Source organism: Curtobacterium sp. MCSS17_016 (assembly GCF_003234255.2).
Taxonomy (GTDB): domain Bacteria; phylum Actinomycetota; class Actinomycetes; order Actinomycetales; family Microbacteriaceae; genus Curtobacterium; species Curtobacterium flaccumfaciens.
The window spans coordinates 597,450-616,153 of record NZ_CP126254.1; the positions used below are offsets into that span (position 1 = coordinate 597,450).

The following is an 18,704-nucleotide window of genomic DNA, read 5'->3' on the forward strand; positions in this document are numbered from 1 at the left end:
ACTCAACTCCAGGACCACCGCAACGAAAGGACGGAACGCATGGCGAACCTCCAAGGCGCTCCTGACTCGCAAGAACGACAGAAGACCGCCCTCGAGCAGTACGGCATCGACCTCACGGCGATCGCCCGCAGCGGCAAGCTCGACCCCGTGATCGGCCGCGACTCCGAGATCCGGCGCGTCTCCCAGGTGCTGACGCGCCGCACCAAGAACAACCCGGTGCTCATCGGCGAGCCCGGCGTCGGCAAGACCGCCGTCGTCGAGGGGCTCGCGCAGCGCATCGTCGCCGGCGACGTCGCCGACTCCCTCAAGGACAAGCGACTCATCTCGCTCGACATCTCCGCCCTCATCGCCGGCGCCAAGTACCGCGGCGAGTTCGAGGAGCGGCTCAAGGCCGTGCTCAAGGAGATCAACGACTCCGACGGGCAGGTCATCACGTTCATCGACGAGCTGCACACCCTGATGGGTGCCGGCGGCGGCGAGGGCTCCGTCGCGGCGTCGAACATGCTCAAGCCGATGCTCGCCCGCGGGGAGCTCCGGCTCATCGGCGCGACGACCCTCGACGAGTACCGCGAGTACATCGAGAAGGACGCCGCGCTCGAACGACGCTTCCAGCAGGTCTACGTCGGTGAGCCCAGCGTCGAGGACGCCGTGGCGATCCTCCGCGGGCTCAAGGAGCGCTACGAGGCGCACCACAAGGTGACGATCAACGACTCCGCACTGGTCGCGGCCGCGAGCCTGTCGAACCGGTACATCTCCGGCCGGCAGCTGCCCGACAAGGCCATCGACCTGATCGACGAGGCCGCGAGCCGACTCCGTATGGAGATCGACTCCAGCCCGGTCGAGATCGACGAGCTGAAGCGGAACGTCGACCGTCTGCGTGTCGAGGAGTTCGCGCTCAAGCAGGAGAAGGACGACGCCTCCAAGGCCCGGCTCGAGACCCTGCGCAACGAGCTGCGCACCCGCGAGGAGCGGCTGGCCGAGCTCGAGCAGCGCTGGCAGGCCGAGCGCGCGAGCCTGAACCGCATCGGTGAACTCAAGCAGCAGCTCGACGACCTGAACATGCGGTCGCAGCGCGCCCAGCGCGAGGCCGACTACGAACTCGTCTCCCGACTGGAGTACGGCGAGAAGCCCCGCATCGAGGCCGAGCTCGCCGCCGCCGAACAGGCCGAGAGCGCCGATCGGATGGTGAACGACAGCGTCACCGACGAGGACATCGCCGCCGTCATCGCGCAGTGGACGGGCATCCCGCTCGGCCGGCTGCTGCAGGGCGAGACCGAGAAGCTCCTGCACCTCGAGAGCGAGCTCGGCCGCCGGATCATCGGGCAGCGCACCGCCGTGACCACCGTGTCCGAGGCCGTCCGTCGCACCCGCGCCGGCATCTCCGACCCGGACCGCCCGACCGGTTCGTTCCTGTTCCTCGGCCCGACGGGCGTCGGCAAGACCGAGCTGGCCAAGGCGCTCGCCGAGTTCCTGTTCGACGACGAGAAGGCCCTCGTCCGCATCGACATGAGCGAGTACGGCGAGAAGCACTCCGTCGCCCGCCTGATCGGTGCTCCGCCCGGGTACGTCGGGTACGAGGCCGGTGGACAGCTCACCGAGGCGGTCCGCCGCCGTCCGTACTCGGTGATCCTGCTCGACGAGATCGAGAAGGCCCACCCCGAGGTGTTCGACGTGCTGCTGCAGGTGCTCGACGACGGGCGACTGACCGACGGCCAGGGGCGCACCGTCGACTTCCGGAACACGATCCTCGTGCTGACGTCGAACCTGGGGTCGCAGTTCATGACGGACCTGTCCCTGAGCGACGCGCAGCGGGAAGAGGCGGTCCGTGAACTCGTGCAGCAGGCGTTCCGGCCGGAGTTCATCAACCGGCTCGACGACATCGTGGTGTTCCAGGCCCTGACGGCCGACGACCTCGGGCAGATCGTGTCGCTCTACGTCGACCGGCTGGCTCGTCGCCTGACCGACCGCCGACTCGAGCTCGCCGTCACCCCGGAGGCGCGCGGCTGGCTCGCGGAGCGCGGGTACGACCCGCTGTACGGCGCGCGGCCCCTGCGTCGCCTGATGCAGCGGCAGATCGACGACCGGTTGGCACGCGCCATCCTGTCGGGTGACGTCCGTGACGGCGACACCGTCCGGGTGGACGTCGCCGCGGACGGCGACGGCCTGACCGTCGAGCCCTTCGAGCTGGCCGAGATCGTCGAGGAGTAGCCCACCACGACGGACAGGAGGCCCGTCACCGGTTCCTGGGACCGGTGACGGGCCGTTCGTCTACCGTCCACGGCATGCCTGAGATCCGCGCGATCCGTCGCCTCACCGACGCCGTCGAGCACGCGAGCGTGCTCGACAAGGCCGTCGACATCGACCGTGCCGTCGTGAACGCCCTCGCCAAGCCGAAGGCGCTGCGCCAGCTGTTGCACGGTGTGCCGTTCGGCCACCCGATCCACCCGCTCATGGTGCAGGTGCCCCTCGGTGCCTGGATCTCCGCCGCGGTGCTCGACCTGGTCGGCGGGAAGGGCAACGCGAAGGCCGCCAAGACCCTGGTCGGTGTCGGGGTCGTCTCGGCGAGCAGCGCGTCGGTCGCCGGCTACGTCGACTGGTCCGAACTGAACCGCGAGCAACTCCGCACCGGATGGGTGCACCAGGCCGTGAACTGGACCGGTCTGTCGCTGTACGGCCTGTCGTGGCTGCAGCGGAAGCGCGGCAACCACGGTGCCGGCAAGCTCCTCGGCTTCGCGGGTCTCGCCGTCGTCAGCGTCGGCGGGTACCTCGGCGGGCACCTGTCGTACCGGCAGCGTGCCGGCGTCAGTGAACACGGCGAGGTGCCGTTCGACGCCTGACCCCTTCCCAGGTCCGGCAAAGGTACGTCACGTGTGATGTATCGATGCGCGTACTCGTGGTGGACGACGAACGAGCCCTCGCCGACCTGGTCGCGACGGGCCTGACCCGACAGGACATGGCGGTGGACGTCGCCTACCGCGGCGACGACGCCGACGAGCTGCTGGCGGTGAACGACTACGACGTCGTCGTGCTCGACCGGGACGTCCCCGGGCTGCACGGCGACGAGGTCACACGGCGGCTCACCGCGCGCGGCGCACTCACACGGATCCTCCTGCTCACCGCCGCGGCCACCCTGGGCGACCGGGTGCACGGGCTCGAACTCGGGGCCGACGACTACCTGACGAAGCCGTTCGAGTACCCGGAACTCGTCGCGCGGGTCCGGGCACTGGGGCGTCGCAGCGCCGCGCCCGTCGCCCCGGTGCTCGAGCGCGCCGGGCTCGTCGTCGACACGAACCGGCGGATCGCGACGCGCGACGGCCGGCCGCTCGACCTGACCTCGAAGGAACTCGGCGTCCTCGAGACCCTGCTCCGTGCTGATGGCCGGATCGTCTCCGCCGAGCACCTGCTCGAGAAGGTCTGGGACATGAACATCGACCCGTTCACCGCCGCGGTCCGGGTGACGGTGTCGAAGCTCCGCCGGAAGCTCGGGGACCCCGACCCCATCCGGACGGTACCGGGTCAGGGGTACGCGCTGTGAGACGACGGCCCGGGCTGTGGAGCATCCGGGCACGCACCGCGTGGACGTTCGCGCTCGCGGCGATGGCGCTGGCCACCGGGGTCGTGGTGTTCTCCAACGTGATGTCCTTGGCGGGCGTGGGTGCGGGACTCGACACTGCGGCGGTCCGACGGGCTGCACCAGCGCAGTCCGTCCCGACGTCCAGGCCGGTGCCGCTCGGCGAGGGCTCCGCACGCGGCGACACAAGGGAGGCGGTGTCGGTCGTCCGCCTCGTCGCGGTGCAGCAGTGGCAGTGGTCTGCGATCGGCATCGGCGGCGCCGGGGTCGTGGCCGGCGGCGTCGGGTGGCTGGTCAGCCGCAGGATGCTCCTGCCGATCGACCGGATCACGGCGACCGCGAACCGGATCACGGCGTCGAACCTCCACGAGCGCATCGCCCTCGTCGGTCCGGACGACGAGCTGCGGCGGTTGTCCCGCACCGTGGACGACCTGCTCGATCGGCTCGAGACGGCGTTCGAGAGCCAGCGCCGTTTCGTGGCACAGGCGTCGCACGAACTGCGGACGCCGCTGGCGGTGCAGCGGGCCGCAGTGCAGATCGGGCTGCACGACGCGGCCGACCGCGGCGAGGTCCGCGCGACGCGCGAGGAACTGCTGGAGCAGAACCGGCGGACCGAACACCTGGTCGAGTCGCTCCTCGTCCTGGCCGAGGCGGACCGTGGGCTGGCCGGCGCGACGCAGGCCGTCGACGTCGACGAGGTGACGGACGCGGTGATCGCGGCGATGTCCGGGACCGCCGCCGACGCGGGGGTGACCCTCGTCCGCGCAGCCCACACCGGGCCTCCCGGCCTGATCGTCGCAGGCGAGCCGACGCTGCTGCACCAGCTGCTCGTCAACCTCGTCGGCAACGCCGTCGAGTACAACGAACACGACGGGTTCGTCCGGGTCACGACGTCCGCGGCCGGGATCGTCGTCGAGAACTCGGGGCCCGTCGTGCCCGCGTCCGACGCTGTCCGGTTGGTCGAACCGTTCCGGCGCTGCCCGTCCGGCCCCCGTGCGCACCGGCACAGCGGGCTCGGCCTGTCCATCGTCGCCGCGATCGTGCAGGCGCACGGGTGGCACCTGGCGCTCACGGCGCGGCCGACGGGCGGGCTCGTCGTCCGCGTCGACGTTTCGTCGGTGTAACCCGGCCGGTACACGCGCCGAAACAGCCGGTCGGGTGTCCTGGGGTCATGAACACAACCAGGACGACCACCCGTCGGAACCGATCCCTGCTCGCTGCCGCCGCGGCGACCCTGCTACTGCCCGGACTGCTCGCCGCCTGCTCGGGCAGTACGCCCGGGGGAGACGCGGCGTCGACGGCTGACACCGCAGCGAAGGGGTCCTCGCTCGCCGAGTGCATGCGGGACAAGGGCTACGACATGCCGGACCCGGGGAGCGGCTCGGGCCTGCAGCTCAGCGCTCCCGACGGCGTCGACGAGGAGCAGTACCAGGGGGACCTCCGGAGCTGCCTCGACGACACCGCGGGAGCCGGCGACGCCCGGGTCGCCGAGCAGATCCCGGGCGACGACGACCGGACGCTGCGGACGGCGGAGTGCATCCGCGAGCAGGGGTTCTCCGACTACCCGGACGACGAGGACGGCAAGATCCGCTACCAGCCGGACGACCAGGAGGCCTTCGACGAGGTGGCCCGCGCGTGCGACGCGGAGGCGGCGGAGTCCGCCGGTGCGGGGGTGGCACGGTGATGGTCGGCAGGCGCCGCCGGACGATCGCGGCCGTCTGTCTCGTGGCCGCACTCGCGGCCGGGACCGGCACGTGGGCGCTCGCCGGACTGCCGAGCGGATCGGCGGCGTCGACGTCCCCGGGCACCGAGGCCGGCGGAGCGGGCGCCGGGGCGACGGCGGTCGTCACGGAGGGAGACCTCACCGACTCGAAGGTGTTCGCAGGGACGCTCGGGTACGGCGCCGCGGTCGGTGTCCCCGGCGCTGCGTCCGGCACGATCACCTGGTTGCCGCGACCCGGCGACGTCATCGAGCGCGACGGGTACCTCTACGCCGTCGACGAGCGCGGCGTCCGGGCCATGTACGGCACGGTGCCGCTGTGGCGCTCGCTCGAGCGCGGGCGGACGGGCACCGACGTGCGGCAGCTCAACGAGAACCTGTCGGCGCTGGGGTACGACGTGTCGGTCGACGACGCGTTCGGTCCACGGTCCGAGCGGGCGGTGCGGCAGTGGCAGGCCGACCGGGGGCACGAGGTCACCGGGGTGCTGACGGCGGACGACGTCGCCTTCGTGGACGGTGCGGTGCGGGTGGCCGCTGTCGACGGACGGCTCGGTGCTGACACCGGGTCGACGGGTGGCGCCGGTGGGGTCGGTGGTGACGGCATGTCCCGCGGGACCGGCGGTGGCGCCGCCGGCGACGTGCTGCAGGTCACCAGCACGGAGCGGATCGTCATCGTGACGGTGTCCCAGCGCGATGCCGAACGGCTCACCGTCGGCTCGACGGTCGACGTCCGGATCAACGGGGCCGGAGCGCGGATGCCCGGCGAGGTCGTCGACGCGCAGCCGACCACCACCGAGGACGGCGGGTCGAAGGTCGACGTGTCGGTGTCGTTCGACCCCGGTCGGCGCGAGCTGCCCGGTGCCGCCTCGGCGCAGGTCGACGCGCAGGGCACGACCGAGCGCGACGTGCTCTCCGTCCCGGTCGCCGCGCTCGTCGCCGGGGCCGGCGGGGCGTACGCGGTCGACGTGGTGCAGCGCGACGGCACGACGAAGCGGGTTCGGGTCGACCCCGGGTTCACGGCCGACGGGCGGGTGGCGATCACCGGTGCGGTCACGGCCGGCGACCGCGTGGTGGTGCCCACGTGAGCGCCGGGGCCGGAGCGAGCACCGTGCTCGCGCTCCGGGAGGTGACGAAGGTCCACGGGGACGTCCACGCGTTGCGCGGGGTGTCGATGGAGGTGCTCGCCGGGGAACTCGTCGCCGTCGTCGGGCCGTCGGGGTCCGGCAAGTCGACCATGCTGAACATCATCGGCACGCTCGACCGGCCGACGTCGGGCACCGTGACGATCGCGGGCAACGACGTCGCCGTGATGTCCGACGACGCGCTCTCGGAGCTCCGGGCCGACCACGTCGGCTTCGTGTTCCAGCACTTCCACCTGCAGGCCGGAGCGACCGCGGCCGAGAACGTCGCCGACGGGGTGCTCTACGCCGGGGTCCCGAGGCGCGAGCGGCACCGGCTGGCGGTCGAAGCCCTGGGCCGGGTCGGTCTGTCGCACCGGGCGGACCACCGACCGCACCAGCTCTCCGGCGGTGAGCGCCAACGGGTCGCCATCGCGCGGGCCGTCGTCGGCGACCCGACGATCCTGCTCGCGGACGAACCGACCGGTGCGCTCGACACGGCATCCGGCGCGGCGGTCGTCGGACTGCTGCGGGAGCTCAACGCGGCGGGCACCACGGTCGTGGTCATCACGCACGACCTGGACCTCGCCGCGTCGCTGCCCCGACGGATCCGGATGCGGGACGGTCGGATCGAGCACGAGGGCGACCGGTGACCCGGCGTCGGACCGTCGGTGCGGGCGACCTGCTCCGACTCGGGGTGTTCGGGCTGCGGACCCGGCCGGGGCGCGTGGTGCTGTCGGCCCTCGGCATCGCGATCGGCATCGCGGCGATGATCGCGGTCGTCGGGATCTCGTCGTCGAGCAAGGCGAAGGTCGACCAGGTCCTCGACGCGCTCGGGACGAACGTGCTGACGGCCACGCAGGCGCAGGGCTTCGGCGAACCGGTCCCGCTGCCGTCCACCGCGCTCGGTTCCGTGCTGCGGCAGGACGACGTCGAGTCGGCTGCTGCGGTCGGCACGGTGCCGGACACCGGCGTCTACCGCAACGCGTTCGTCCCGGTGCCGCAGACGAAGGGCATCGGGGTTCTGGCCGCGTGGGGTGACGTCCCACGAGTCCTCGGTGGCGAGCTCGCATCGGGCCGGTGGCTCGACGACACGACCGGAGCGCCGCCGCAGGTGGTGCTGGGCTCCCGGGCCGCCGCTGCCCTCGGCATCGAGGACCTGCACCCGGACAGCCGGGTCTGGATCGGCGGGCAGTGGGTGCAGGTGGTCGGGGTACTCGGACCCGTCGCGCTCGCCGAGGACCTCGACTCGCAGGTGTTCGTGCCGAGCGGGTTCGCCGAGCAGCTGGGGTTCGACGGAGTGCCGACCGCGGTCCACGCGCGCGTCGACCCGGCGCACGTCGAACGGTCGAGGGACCGGCTCGCCGGCGCGATCCGACCGGGCGACGCGCAGGACGTCGGGGTGACGCGACCGTCGGACGCGTTGGCGGCGAAGAACGCGACCGACGACTCCTTCACCGGGCTGCTGGTCGGGATCGGGGGCGTGGCGTTGCTGGTCGGCGGCATCGGGGTGGCGAACACGATGGTGATCACCGTCCTCGAACGCCGCGCCGAGGTCGGTGTCCGCCGAGCCCTCGGCGCCCTACGTCGGAGCATCCGCGACCAGTTCCTGGTCGAGTCCTTGCTGCTGTCGTTCCTCGGTGGTGTGGCCGGCGTCGTGCTCGGCGTCGGGGTGACGGTGGTGTTCGCCGTCGCGCAGGGCTGGCCGGTCGCGCTGCCGGTGTGGGCCGTCGTCGGGGGCCTCGGCGCCACCGTCGTGATCGGCGGGGTGTCCGGGCTCTACCCGGCGGCGCGCGCCGCACGGATCCCGCCGACGTCCGCACTGGCGGCCGTCTGACGCGTGCGGTGGACGCGCGCACCTGGAGGCCCGGAGCCGGTCCGGCGGACCGGCTCCGGGCCTCCAGGCGGTCGCTTCCCCACACCGGACGCGAGTCGCAGATCATGCCTGGTCATGACCACCTGGTCAAGCATCTGCATCGATCTGTTCGACATCCGTGATGCCCCGGAAACACGCGGATCGAAAGCGGTCACAGGGACCGATCCAACGGTTGACAAGGGGCCCCGCAGGGTCTTCTATTGCGAATACGCAACGTCCTTTCATAAAGGTCGGACCAAGGGAGTCATCGTGACACGAACGCGTTTCGCCGCACTCGGTGCGCTCGCCCTCGCAGGCGCGCTCGCCCTCACCGGGTGCTCCGCCGGGAGCAACGCCGCTTCCGACGGCGGCACGAAGTCCATCGGCACGCCCGATGGCACGGGCAAGACCATCACCGTCTGGATGATGAACGGCGACCTGAGCGACAAGGTGCTCGACGCCGCCGGCAAGCAGTTCACCGCCGACACCGGGGCGAAGGTGAAGATCCAGACCCAGCAGTGGGACGGGATCACCACCAAGCTCACCACGGCGCTCGCGCAGAGCGACGCCCCCGACGTCGTCGATCTCGGCAACACGCAGGTGCCGGTCTACGCGGCCGCCGGCGGGTTGACCGACCTGACGCCGTACCGCGACGAGCTCAAGGACGGCCAGACCTGGCTCACCGGGCTCGAGGGCCCCGCCACCGTCGACGGCAAGCTCTACGGGGCGCCGCTGTTCGCCGGCAACCGGGCCGTGGTCTACGACAAGCAGGTCTGGAAGGACGCCGGCGTGACCGACGTGCCGACCACCTACGACGAGCTCACCGCCGACCTCGACAAGGTCAAGGCCGCCAACCCGGCCAGTGACTTCTCCGCCTTCTACATGCCTGGGCAGTACTGGTACGGCGGGCTGCAGTGGGTCTGGGACGCCGGCGGCGAGATCGCGACGGACAAGGGCGGCAAGTGGACCGGCACGCTCGACTCCGCGGACGCGGTCGAGGGGCTGACCGCCTGGAAGGACTTCCAGAACACGTACTCGGCGAAGTCCACCCAGGACATCAACACCGACAAGCCCTCGCAGAGCGACGTCTTCGCGCAGGGCAACACCTCGGCGTTCCTCGGGTCCGCCTGGGAGATCGGCTCGATCACCACGGCGAAGCCGGAACTCGCCGATCGCATCGGCACGTTCCCGATGCCGTCCTCGACCGCGGGGAAGACGCAGCCGGTGTTCCTCGGAGGCTCCGACCTGGGGATCCCGGCCAAGGCGAAGAACCAGGAGCTCGCGCTGTACTACCTGAAGATCCTGACCTCGAAGGAGTTCCAGCAGGACCAGGTGTTCGGGGTCGACGGCTGGGAGCCGAACTCGACCGAGCTGCTCGACGCGGTCGCCGGCGACGTCGACGAGCTGCACAAGCCGTACTTCGAGGCGGCCGGCACGAGCCGACCGACCCCGGCCACGCCGGGCTGGGCCACCATCGAGGGCGACGCCTCGTTCCAGTCGATGTTCGCCGACGTCGCCACCGGCCGGAAGTCGCCGGAGCAGGCCGCCGAGGGCTTCTCGAAGCACCTCACGACCGCGCTGAACGCGCAGCCGTAGGCGATGACGTCCACTGCGGAGCCGGTGACCGACGCGGAGCAGTCCGCGCCGGGCACCGGCGGGCGGGGCACCGGCGGCCGGGGGACCGGCGGCCGACGGGTCGACGGGCCGGTGCAGGGGCCGTCGCGGGGTGTCCGTCGGGGTGGGCGCGGCGCGGGTCGTCGGTCGCCGGTCGGGTCGCGGGCGCCGCTCGTCCTGCTGGCCCCGGCGGCACTGCTGCTCCTCGCCCTCGTCGTCTACCCGCTCGTCCGGCTCGTCATCATCTCGTTCCAGGACTACGGACTGCGGGCGATCTTCACCGGGCAGGCCGGCTTCACCGGGCTGACGAACTACACGGACGTCCTGACCGACGCGTCGTTCTGGCCGGTCATCCTGCGCACCGTGCTCGTCACGGGCGCGATGGTCCTCGGCACGATCGTCATCGGCATGGGGGTGGCGCAGCTGCTCACCCGTCTCGGGGTCGCGATGCGCACGGTCGTCAGCGTCGTGCTCGTGCTGGCCTGGGCGATGCCGAACGTGGCCTCGAGCTTGGTCTGGCAGTGGCTCTTCCAGCCGTTCTACGGCGTGCTCAACTGGCTCATCACGCAGCTGCGGGTGTTCGGCGACCACACGCAGGACAACTGGGCGTCGCACCCGGGGCAGGCGTACACGATCGTGCTGACGCTCGTCATCTGGCAGGCCGTGCCGTTCGTGGCGCTGACGCTCTACGCCGCGCAGTCCCAGATCGCGCCGGAGTACTACGAGGCGGGTGCGCTCGACGGGGCCTCGGTGTGGACGATGTACCGCGCGATCACGCTCCCGGCCCTCGCGCCGACGCTGCTGCTCGTGTCGATCCTGTCGGTGATCTGGGACTTCAACGTCTTCAACCAGATCTGGCTGCTCACCCGCGGCGGACCGGAGGAGGCCACGTTGACGCTCGGCATCTGGACCTTCGTGCAGTCGTTCGTGTCCAATGCCTACGGGCAGGGCGCGGCGATCGCCGTGATCTCGACCCTGATCCTCGGGGTGCTCACCAGCTACTACATCCGCCGGCTCGTCCGCAGCGGTGAGGAGGACCTGTGACCGTCTCTGTCCGGAAGCGCAAGCCGCGCATCGTCGCGAACACCATCGCCGTGGTGTTCTGCCTGGTCTGGGTGTTCCCGATCTACTGGATGGTGAACACGGCCTTCAAGCCCGCCGACGAGGTCACCACGATGACCCCGATCTGGGCGCCGCTGCACCCGACGCTCGACAACTTCACGCGGGCGCTCACGCAGGAGGGATTCCTGGTCTACCTGCGCAACTCCACCATCGTCGTGGTGGCGGCCGTGCTGCTGTCGATCGTCGTCGGGTTCCTGGCGTCGGCGGCACTGTCGCGGTTCCGGTTCCGGGGTCGGCGGGCGATCCTGGTCGCGATCCTGTTCGTGCAGATGATCCCCTCGGGCGCACTGCTCATCCCGCTGTTCCTGTCGTTCCAGACCCTGGGGCTGCTGAACAGCTACGTCGGGCTGATCCTGGCGTACGTGGCGAGCGTGCTGCCGTTCTCGATCTGGGTGATGCGCGGCTTCTTCGTGGCCGTCCCCGTCGAGATCGAGGAGGCCGCGAAGGTGGACGGCGCCGGCACGTTCCGGATCCTGTGGAGCGTGCTGTTCCCGCTCGTCATGCCCGGGGTCATCGCCACGAGCGTGTTCGCGTTCATCGCGGCGTGGAACGACTACCTGATCGCGTACGTGATGCTCAAGGACCAGGGGATGTACACGCTGCCGGTCTGGCTCGCCGGGTTCTCGACGAACAAGGGCACGGACTTCGGTGGGCTGATGGCGGCGAGCGTGCTGTTCTCGATCCCGGTCGTGGTGTTCTTCCTCATCGTGCAGCGCCGGCTGGTCAGCGGGATGACGGCGGGTGCCGTGAAGGGGTAGCGCTCGGACGACCGGCACCTGTGGACGTGTTGGTTGTGTGACGGAACGGTTGCGTTCTTGTGGGTTTCAGACGTACAGTGCTCGAAACCCAACGGAACGAAGGAGTTCGGGCATGTACGCAACCGAGCGGCACACCGCCATCGCCGCCGAGCTGCAGTCCGCCGGTCGTGTATCGGTCGCCGGTCTGGCCGAGCACTTCGAGGTCACCACCGAGACCGTTCGCCGTGACCTCGACGCCCTCGAGTCCGCCGGGGTCCTGCGCCGGGTGCACGGAGGAGCGGTCCCCGTCGGCCGCTCGAGTGTCGTCGAACTCAGCGTCGCCGAGCGCGAGGGACAGCACGGCACCGCGAAGTCCGCCATCGCCCGCGCCGCGATGCGCCTGGTACCGCCGACCTTCACCGGCTCGATCGCCCTCGACGCCGGCACCACCTGCGCCGCCGTCGCCTCCGAGCTCGCCCGCTGGGAGCCCGAGGTCGCCGGCTCGACCATCACCGTCATCACGAACTCGGTGCCGATCGCCGCAACCCTGCAGCACAGCGAGCACCTCGAACTGCACCTGCTCGGCGGCCGCGTACGCGGCGTCACGAGCGCCGCGGTCGGCACGGCCACCGTCGAGCAGATCGGCGCGCTCCGGCCCGACGTCGCCTTCATCGGCACGAACGGCCTGTCCGCCGGCTTCGGCCTGAGCACCCCCGACGAGTACGAGGCTGCCGTGAAGGGCGCCTACGTGCTCGCCGCCCGACGAGCCGTGGTGCTCGCCGACGCCGCGAAGCACGGGGTCGAGGCCCTGATGCGGTTCGCGCGCCTGGACGAGATCGACACGATCGTCACGGACGAGCAGCCCCCGGCCGACCTCGCCGGTGCGCTCGCCGACGCCGACGTCGAGGTGGTCGTCGCATGAACGTCCGCATCGTCACGGTCACTCCGAACCCCTCGCTCGACCGCACGATCGAGCTCGCCGGTGAACTGCAGCGCGGCGCTGTCCAGCGCGCGACCCGGTCCACCGCGGAGCCCGGTGGCAAGGGCGTCAACGTCTCCCGCGTGGTCGTCGCGAGCGGTGGGGACACCGTCGCCGTCCTGCCCGGCGACGAGCTCGACCCGGTCCTGCTCGGCCTGGCCACACGCGGCATCCCGACGGCCGCGCTGGCGATCGGGGCGCCCCTCCGCTCGAACGTCACCGTGACCGAACCGACCGGCACCACGACGAAGCTCAACGAACCCGGCCCCTCGCTCGCCGGCCGCCTCGACGACCTCGCCGCCCTGGTCGCCGACACCGCCGCTGCGACCGCCACCGGCCCCGCCGCCCGCTGGGTCGTGGTCGCCGGGTCGCTGCCGCCCGGTCTGCCCGACGACGCACTCGCCGTGCTCGTCCGGGCCGTCCGTGCCCGCCACGGTGCCGACGTCCGGATCGCCGTCGACTCGTCCGGGGTGCCGTTCACCGCGCTGCTGCAGTCGGGCGAACGGATCGACCTGGTGAAGCCGAACGCCGAGGAACTCGCCGAGGTCGTCGGCGGCGACCCCGAGGAGTACGAGCGCGACCTCGACGCCGCGGTGGCCGGAGCCCAGCGGCTGCGGCGGAGGAACGTCGGCACGGTCCTGCTCACCCTGGGCAGCGCCGGCGCCGTGCTGGTCGCCGACGAGGGGGCGTTCGCCGCCGCCGCACCGAAGATCATCGCCCGCTCGACGGTCGGCGCGGGGGACTCCTCGCTCGCCGGGTACCTGCTCGCCGAGGTGGCCGGAGCCTCGCCCGAGCAGCGTCTCGCACAGGCCGTCGCCACGGGTGCCGCTGCCGCAGCCCTGCCCGGTAGCGACGTGCCGGCACTCGACCACACCGACCCGACGGCGGTCTCCGTCCAGGTGCTCGAAACGCACCCGGCCCCCGAACCCGCCTGATCCCCTCCCCACCCCCGAACACCTGCACCACCGCGCGATCAGCGCCATTGCGAAGGAGCAAGCACATGTCCGCAGACTCGAGTCCGCGCCTCATCAGCGCACAGCTCGTCGGCCTCGACGAGGACCTCGGCGCCACGTCGACCGACGTCATCCGGGTGCTCGCCGACCGCGTCGCCGCGACCGGCCGCGCCGCCGACGGCGCCACGCTCGCCGACGACGCCATCAAGCGCGAGGCGAGCGTCGGAACGGGCGTCCCCGGCGGCATCGCCATCCCGCACGCCCGGTCGGCGTCGGTGTCCGAGCCGACGCTGGCGTTCTCGCGCCTGGCCCGGAAGGTGCCGTTCGGCGCCCCGGACGGCGACGCCGACATCGTCTTCATGATCGCCGTGCCCGAGGGGGCGGACAAGGACCACCTGACGGTCCTCTCGACCCTGGCCCGCGCGCTCATCCGTGAGGACTTCACGGCCGCGCTCCGTGCCGCGACCACCCCCGACGAGATCGTCCGGTTGGTCGACAACGAGGTGAGCGGCGAAGTGGCCGAGGCAGGCGTCGGGAAGGCGAGTGGTGCCTCCGAACCGGCCACCGCGCCGGAGGCGGGCCGCAAGGTCTTCGTCGGCGTCACCGCCTGCCCGACCGGCATCGCGCACACCTACATGGCGGCCGACGCCCTCGTCGCCGCCGCCCAGCGTGCCGGTGCCGAGATGCACATCGAGACGCAGGGGTCCTCGCAGGTCGAACCCCTCGACCCGGCCCTCATCGCCCGTGCCGACGCCGTCGTGTTCGCGGTCGACGTCGACGTCCGCGACCGCGGTCGGTTCGCCGGCAAGCCGCTCGTGTCCGGACCCGTCAAGCGCGGTGTCGACGAGCCCGACAAGATGATCGCCGAGGCCATCCGCGCCTCGGAGGACCCGCACGCCGCACGCGTGCAGGGTGGTGCCGCCGTCGAGGGCGAGTCCACCGCCAAGAACGAGCACTTCGGCCAGTCGCTCAAGCGCTGGCTCCTCACCGGCGTCAGCTACATGATCCCGTTCGTCGCCGGCGGCGGGCTGCTCATCGCGCTCGGCTTCCTGCTCTCCGGGTACGGCATCGCGCTGAACCACGGTGACTCGGGGATGAGCAACGCCGCCTACACGCTGACGAACTCGACGCTGCTGAACCTGCCGCCGGAGGGCCTCGGCTACTACCTCGGCGCCGCCGCGTTCCAGATCGGACAGGTGTCGCTCGGGTTCCTGGTCGCAGCACTCGCCGGGTACATCGCCTACGCCATCGCCGACCGTCCGGGCATCGCACCGGGCTTCGTGGCCGGGTCGATCGCGGTGTTCATGAACGCCGGGTTCCTCGGTGGCCTGGTCGGTGGCCTCATCGCCGGTGCCGCCGCGTACTGGATCGGGCGCATCCCGACCTGGCGCTGGCTGCGTGGCCTGATGCCGGTCGTGATCATCCCGCTGTTCGCGTCGATCATCGCCTCGGGTCTCATGCTCCTGGTGCTCGGCGGCCCGATCGCCTGGGTCATGACCGAGCTGACCGCCTGGCTCAACTCGCTCTCCGGTGCCTCCGCCGTCCTGCTCGGGATCATCCTCGGCCTGATGATGGCGTTCGACCTCGGTGGTCCGGTCAACAAGGTGGCGTACGCGTTCGCCGTCGCCGGGCTCGGTGCCGGGACCGCCACGAACGTGGTGCCGTTCGAGATCATGGCCGCCGTCATGGCCGCCGGCATGGTGCCGCCGCTCGCCCTCGCGCTCGCCTCGACCGTGCTCTACCGCAAGGGCTTCACCAAGCCGGAGCGTGAGAACGGCAAGGCTGCGTGGCTCCTCGGTGCGTCCTTCATCTCCGAGGGTGCGATCCCGTTCGCCGCAGCCGACCCGCTGCGCGTCATCCCGGCGTCGATGGTCGGGGCTGCGATCACGGGTGCGATCTCGATGGCTGCCGGTGTGACCTCGCGAGCACCGCACGGCGGGATCTTCGTCTTCTTCGCGATCGGTGACGTGCTGATGTTCGTCGTCGCGATCCTGGCCGGGACCGTGGTGTCGGCGCTGGTGCTCGTCGCCCTGAAGAAGTGGGTCCGTCGTCGCCCCGTCGACGAGGCCGCTGCGGGCAGCGAGGCCGCCGTGGCCGGCGAGACGGTGGGCCAGCGCGCACCGGTCGCCGCGTAGTCGACCGCAGCACACGACGGACGGGAGGCCCGGTGCCAGCTGGCACCGGGCCTCCCGTCCGTCGTGCGGTCGCGTCGAGGACCGGACGTGCGTCGGTCAGGCGGCCATCGCGAGCGCCGACGGGTTGACCTGGCCGGGGACGCACTCGTCGACGTCGCACGGCGCGATCGGTGCGACCGAGGTGTGGGTGATCTTCGGGTGCACCGGGCGGCGTTCGGTCTCGCCGCGTCCGATGAGGTCCTCGTGGAGCTTCTCGCCCGCCCGCAGGCCCGTGAACACGATGTCGGACGGGCTGCCGGTGGCCTGGAGCATGCGCCGTGCGATGTCGAGGATCCGGACCGGTGCACCCATGTCGAGCACGAGGACCTCGCCGGGGTGCGCGATCGCCGCGGACTGGATCACGAGGTGGCAGGCCTCGGGGATGGACATGAAGTAGCGGGTGGCGTCGGGGTGGGTGACGGTGAGGGGCCGTCCGGCACGGATCAGCTCCGCGAAGAGCGGGAGCATCGAGCCGCGGCTGCCGAGGACGTTGCCGAACCGGACCGACACGTAGTCGTGGCCCGTGTCGGCGGCGGTCCAGGCGGTCAACCGCTCGGCGATGCGCTTGGTCGATCCGAGCACGCTCGTCGGGTTCGCCGCCTTGTCGGTCGAGATGTTCACGAGTGTCCCCACGCCCGCGGCAGCAGCGGCGCGGAGGATGTTCAGGGTGCCGAGGACGTTCGTCTTCCAGCCTTCGTCCGGGTACTGCTCGAGCATCGGCAGGTGCTTCAGCGCCGCGGCGTGGAAGACGACGTCGGGCCGGCGGGTCAGCATGATGTCGCGGATGGCGTCGGCGTCGCGGATGTCGGCGAGGACGACGTTCTTCGTGTCGAGGAGCCCGTGACCGTCCACGGAGACCTGCACCTGCTGCAGGGCGGTCTCGTCGCGGTCGAGCATGATGATCTCCGCCGGCTCGAACCGGACGAGCTGTCGGCAGAGTTCGCTGCCGATCGAGCCGCCGGCGCCCGTGATCAGCACCGACCGGCCCCGGACGAAGTCGACGGTGATCTCGAGCTCGGCCTCGGGCTGTCGATCCCCGATCAGTGCGTCGATGTCGAGCCCGTCGAGGCCGGGGATGCTGCGCTGTGGCATGGGGGTCTCCTCCGTGAAGTCCTCCCCAGTGTGAACCTCTCACATGTGAAATGTCAATTGGTCAGTCTGCGATGTTCGCCGTCACCGCGTCGATGTACGCCGCACGCTCCTCGCGCGAGTGCGGGCGCCCCGGCACGCCCGGCCGCTGCTCCCACGGGAACGGCCCGGCCTCGTGCCGGTACTCGATGCCCATGGCCTCGAGCCGGGCGGTGTGCTCGGCCACGCGTCCGCGGAACTCGGCGAGGTCGCGCGGCCCGGTGACGTCGGCCGACCACAGTGCCTCGGCAAGGGCAGCGACGCGGGGGAAGAGCTGGTAGTCGAGCCGACGGGCGGAGTCGACGTGCTCCGTCCACATGTTGCCCTGGCCGCCGATGACGTGGGCGCGCTCGGTGTCGGTGAGCCCCGACGGCACCGGGTCGAAGGCGAAGACGTCGTCGACGGTGAGCACGATCGACACCGGGATCGGCTCGGTCGACAGGTCGCTCTGGCGGTAGTCGAGGTACACCTGGTCGTCCGGCGACGAGATGACGTCGTGCCCGCGGCGGGCGGCGGTGCGTGCGCCGGTCAGCCCGCGCCAGGAGACCACGGTCGCCGAGGGGTCGAGCGTGCCGCCCTCGAGGATCTCGTCCCACCCGAACGCCCGCCGGCCGTGCGACTCGACGTGTGCGGCGAGCTGTCCGATGATCCAGGCCTGCAGCTGTTCCTCGTCCTGCAGCCCGAGCTCGCGGATGCGCTCCTGGGTGCGGGGGTCGGTCTCCCACTGCACCTTCGGGCACTCGTCGCCGCCGATGCCGATGTAGCCGGAGGGGAAGAGTGCGATGACCTCGTCCAGGACGTCCTTGAAGAAGTCGATCGTGGCGTCCTCGGCGTTCAGGACGTCGTCGGCGATGCCCCACTCCGTCCACACCTCGACCGGTTCGCCCGTGACGCCGAGCGACGGGTAGGCCGCCAGCGCCGCGCGGACGTGCCCGGGGGTCTCGATCTCGGGGACGACGGTGACGAACCGGTCGGCCGCGTACGCCACGATCTCGCGGACGTCGTCCTGCGTGTAGTACCCGCCGTGCGGGCGGCCGTCGAACCCGGCGACGACGAGTGTGCCGTCCGGCCCGGGGACGTGCGCGCCGACCTGGGACTCCCGACGCCAGGACCCGACCTCGGTGAGGCGCGGGTACTTCCGGATCTCGATGCGCCACCCCTGGTCCTCGGTGAGGTGGAAGTGCAGGCGGTTGATCCGGTGCGCGGCGAGCTGGTCGACCACCCGCATGACCTCGTGCTTCGTCCGGAAGTGCCGGGCGACGTCGAGCATCACGCCACGCCAGGCGAAGGCGGGGGCGTCCTCGACGACCACGGCGGGGACGGACCACGGACCGGTCGCGACCCGGCCGCGGCGGTACACGTCCGGGGGCAGCAGCTGCAGCAGGGCCTGCACACCGTAGAAGACCCCGGCGGGCGAACCGCCGATGACGTCGACGCCGTCCGGCGTCACCGTGAGGCGGAACGACTCCGCCCGGTCGCCCTCCGCCGTCGACGGGCCCGCGGGCAGGGACGGGTCGTCGGCGACGCGCAGCGCGATCGTGCCGGCCCCCGGTGCCGTGTCGTCGTGGGCGTCCCGCACCGGCAGCCCGGTCGATCCCCGCAGGGTCTGCTGCAGGTACAGTCGGACGGACTCGCTCGCCGGGTCGGCGGCGATCCGGGTCGACGGGGTGATCGCGAAGGCCCCGACACCGGGAGCGGTGCGGCGCGGTCGTGGGACGAGCATGTCGGAGCCA

Annotated in this window: 16 protein-coding genes; 14 read left to right on the plus strand and 2 right to left on the minus strand. The window is 71.5% G+C overall.

Features of this window, described 5'->3' with window-relative positions:
• Positions 1-39: 39 nt before the first annotated feature.
• From DEJ19_RS02960 to DEJ19_RS03025, 14 genes are all read left to right on the plus strand, one after another.
• Entirely contained in the window at positions 40-2,208 is a 2,169-nt protein-coding gene (locus tag DEJ19_RS02960; protein WP_084740532.1) for an ATP-dependent Clp protease ATP-binding subunit, read from the plus strand.
• A 74-nt stretch (positions 2,209-2,282) separates the two neighbouring features.
• Positions 2,283-2,837, plus strand: a complete 555-nt coding sequence (locus DEJ19_RS02965; protein WP_071246123.1) for a DUF2231 domain-containing protein — start codon at positions 2,283-2,285, stop codon at positions 2,835-2,837.
• A 44-nt stretch (positions 2,838-2,881) separates the two neighbouring features.
• On the plus strand, positions 2,882-3,535 hold the full coding sequence (locus tag DEJ19_RS02970) for a response regulator transcription factor (RefSeq protein WP_111233158.1): 654 nt from the start codon (positions 2,882-2,884) through the stop codon (positions 3,533-3,535).
• Positions 3,532-4,695, plus strand: coding sequence for a sensor histidine kinase (locus tag DEJ19_RS02975; protein ID WP_111233159.1), 1,164 nt, complete (start codon positions 3,532-3,534; stop codon positions 4,693-4,695). Before DEJ19_RS02970 ends, DEJ19_RS02975 begins: the two co-directional genes overlap by 4 nt.
• 47 nt (positions 4,696-4,742) lie before the next feature.
• Positions 4,743-5,255, plus strand: a complete 513-nt coding sequence (locus tag DEJ19_RS02980; RefSeq protein WP_110865460.1) for a hypothetical protein — start codon at positions 4,743-4,745, stop codon at positions 5,253-5,255.
• A complete protein-coding gene (locus DEJ19_RS02985; RefSeq protein ID WP_111233160.1) occupies positions 5,255-6,376 on the plus strand; it encodes a peptidoglycan-binding protein in 1,122 nt (373 codons plus the stop codon). The genes DEJ19_RS02980 and DEJ19_RS02985 overlap by 1 nt, the downstream gene beginning before the upstream one ends.
• Positions 6,373-7,062 (plus strand): ABC transporter ATP-binding protein, encoded by a 690-nt coding sequence (locus tag DEJ19_RS02990; protein ID WP_220034157.1) that lies wholly within the window; start codon positions 6,373-6,375, stop codon positions 7,060-7,062. The genes DEJ19_RS02985 and DEJ19_RS02990 overlap by 4 nt, the downstream gene beginning before the upstream one ends.
• The gene (locus DEJ19_RS02995) at positions 7,059-8,246 is read left to right on the plus strand and encodes an ABC transporter permease (protein WP_111233161.1); all 1,188 of its coding nucleotides are present in this window, start codon (positions 7,059-7,061) and stop codon (positions 8,244-8,246) included. Before DEJ19_RS02990 ends, DEJ19_RS02995 begins: the two co-directional genes overlap by 4 nt.
• Positions 8,247-8,534: 288 nt before the next feature.
• Positions 8,535-9,860, plus strand: a complete 1,326-nt coding sequence (locus DEJ19_RS03000) for a sugar ABC transporter substrate-binding protein (protein ID WP_220034156.1) — start codon at positions 8,535-8,537, stop codon at positions 9,858-9,860.
• Between the two features lie 3 nt (positions 9,861-9,863).
• Positions 9,864-10,922: a carbohydrate ABC transporter permease gene (locus DEJ19_RS03005; RefSeq protein ID WP_111094857.1), complete on the plus strand. Its 1,059-nt coding sequence runs from the start codon at positions 9,864-9,866 to the stop codon at positions 10,920-10,922.
• Positions 10,919-11,758 (plus strand): carbohydrate ABC transporter permease, encoded by an 840-nt coding sequence (locus DEJ19_RS03010; protein WP_258377389.1) that lies wholly within the window; start codon positions 10,919-10,921, stop codon positions 11,756-11,758. The genes DEJ19_RS03005 and DEJ19_RS03010 overlap by 4 nt, the downstream gene beginning before the upstream one ends.
• 112 nt (positions 11,759-11,870) lie before the next feature.
• Positions 11,871-12,659, plus strand: coding sequence for a DeoR/GlpR family DNA-binding transcription regulator (locus tag DEJ19_RS03015; protein WP_111233163.1), 789 nt, complete (start codon positions 11,871-11,873; stop codon positions 12,657-12,659).
• Positions 12,656-13,651 carry a 1-phosphofructokinase family hexose kinase gene (locus tag DEJ19_RS03020; protein ID WP_111233164.1) on the plus strand — a complete coding sequence of 332 codons (996 nt, stop codon included), beginning with the start codon at positions 12,656-12,658 and terminating at the stop codon, positions 13,649-13,651. The genes DEJ19_RS03015 and DEJ19_RS03020 overlap by 4 nt, the downstream gene beginning before the upstream one ends.
• 65 nt (positions 13,652-13,716) lie before the next feature.
• A complete protein-coding gene (locus DEJ19_RS03025) occupies positions 13,717-15,804 on the plus strand; it encodes a PTS fructose transporter subunit IIABC (RefSeq protein WP_111113921.1) in 2,088 nt (695 codons plus the stop codon).
• Positions 15,805-15,900: 96 nt separating this feature from the next.
• On the opposite strand, the gene DEJ19_RS03030 is transcribed toward DEJ19_RS03025, so the two are convergent.
• Positions 15,901-16,935 carry a UDP-N-acetylglucosamine 4,6-dehydratase family protein gene (locus tag DEJ19_RS03030; protein WP_111234123.1) on the minus strand — a complete coding sequence of 345 codons (1,035 nt, stop codon included), beginning with the start codon at positions 16,933-16,935 and terminating at the stop codon, positions 15,901-15,903.
• Between the two features lie 61 nt (positions 16,936-16,996).
• On the minus strand, positions 16,997-18,694 hold the full coding sequence (locus tag DEJ19_RS03035; protein WP_111234122.1) for a beta-N-acetylhexosaminidase: 1,698 nt from the start codon (positions 18,692-18,694) through the stop codon (positions 16,997-16,999).
• Positions 18,695-18,704 lie beyond the last annotated feature (10 nt).

Coding starts and splice junctions, on each gene's coding strand:
- DEJ19_RS02960 (WP_084740532.1), top strand. CDS start 40: ATGGCGAACCTCCAAGGCGCTCCTGACTCGCAAGAACGACAGAAGACC.
- DEJ19_RS02965 (WP_071246123.1), top strand. CDS start 2,283: ATGCCTGAGATCCGCGCGATCCGTCGCCTCACCGACGCCGTCGAGCAC.
- DEJ19_RS02970 (WP_111233158.1), top strand. CDS start 2,882: ATGCGCGTACTCGTGGTGGACGACGAACGAGCCCTCGCCGACCTGGTC.
- DEJ19_RS02980 (WP_110865460.1), top strand. CDS start 4,743: ATGAACACAACCAGGACGACCACCCGTCGGAACCGATCCCTGCTCGCT.
- DEJ19_RS02985 (WP_111233160.1), top strand. CDS start 5,255: ATGGTCGGCAGGCGCCGCCGGACGATCGCGGCCGTCTGTCTCGTGGCC.
- DEJ19_RS03005 (WP_111094857.1), top strand. CDS start 9,864: ATGACGTCCACTGCGGAGCCGGTGACCGACGCGGAGCAGTCCGCGCCG.
- DEJ19_RS03015 (WP_111233163.1), top strand. CDS start 11,871: ATGTACGCAACCGAGCGGCACACCGCCATCGCCGCCGAGCTGCAGTCC.
- DEJ19_RS03020 (WP_111233164.1), top strand. CDS start 12,656: ATGAACGTCCGCATCGTCACGGTCACTCCGAACCCCTCGCTCGACCGC.
- DEJ19_RS03025 (WP_111113921.1), top strand. CDS start 13,717: ATGTCCGCAGACTCGAGTCCGCGCCTCATCAGCGCACAGCTCGTCGGC.
- DEJ19_RS03030 (WP_111234123.1), bottom strand. CDS start 16,935: ATGCCACAGCGCAGCATCCCCGGCCTCGACGGGCTCGACATCGACGCA.
- DEJ19_RS03035 (WP_111234122.1), bottom strand. CDS start 18,694: ATGCTCGTCCCACGACCGCGCCGCACCGCTCCCGGTGTCGGGGCCTTC.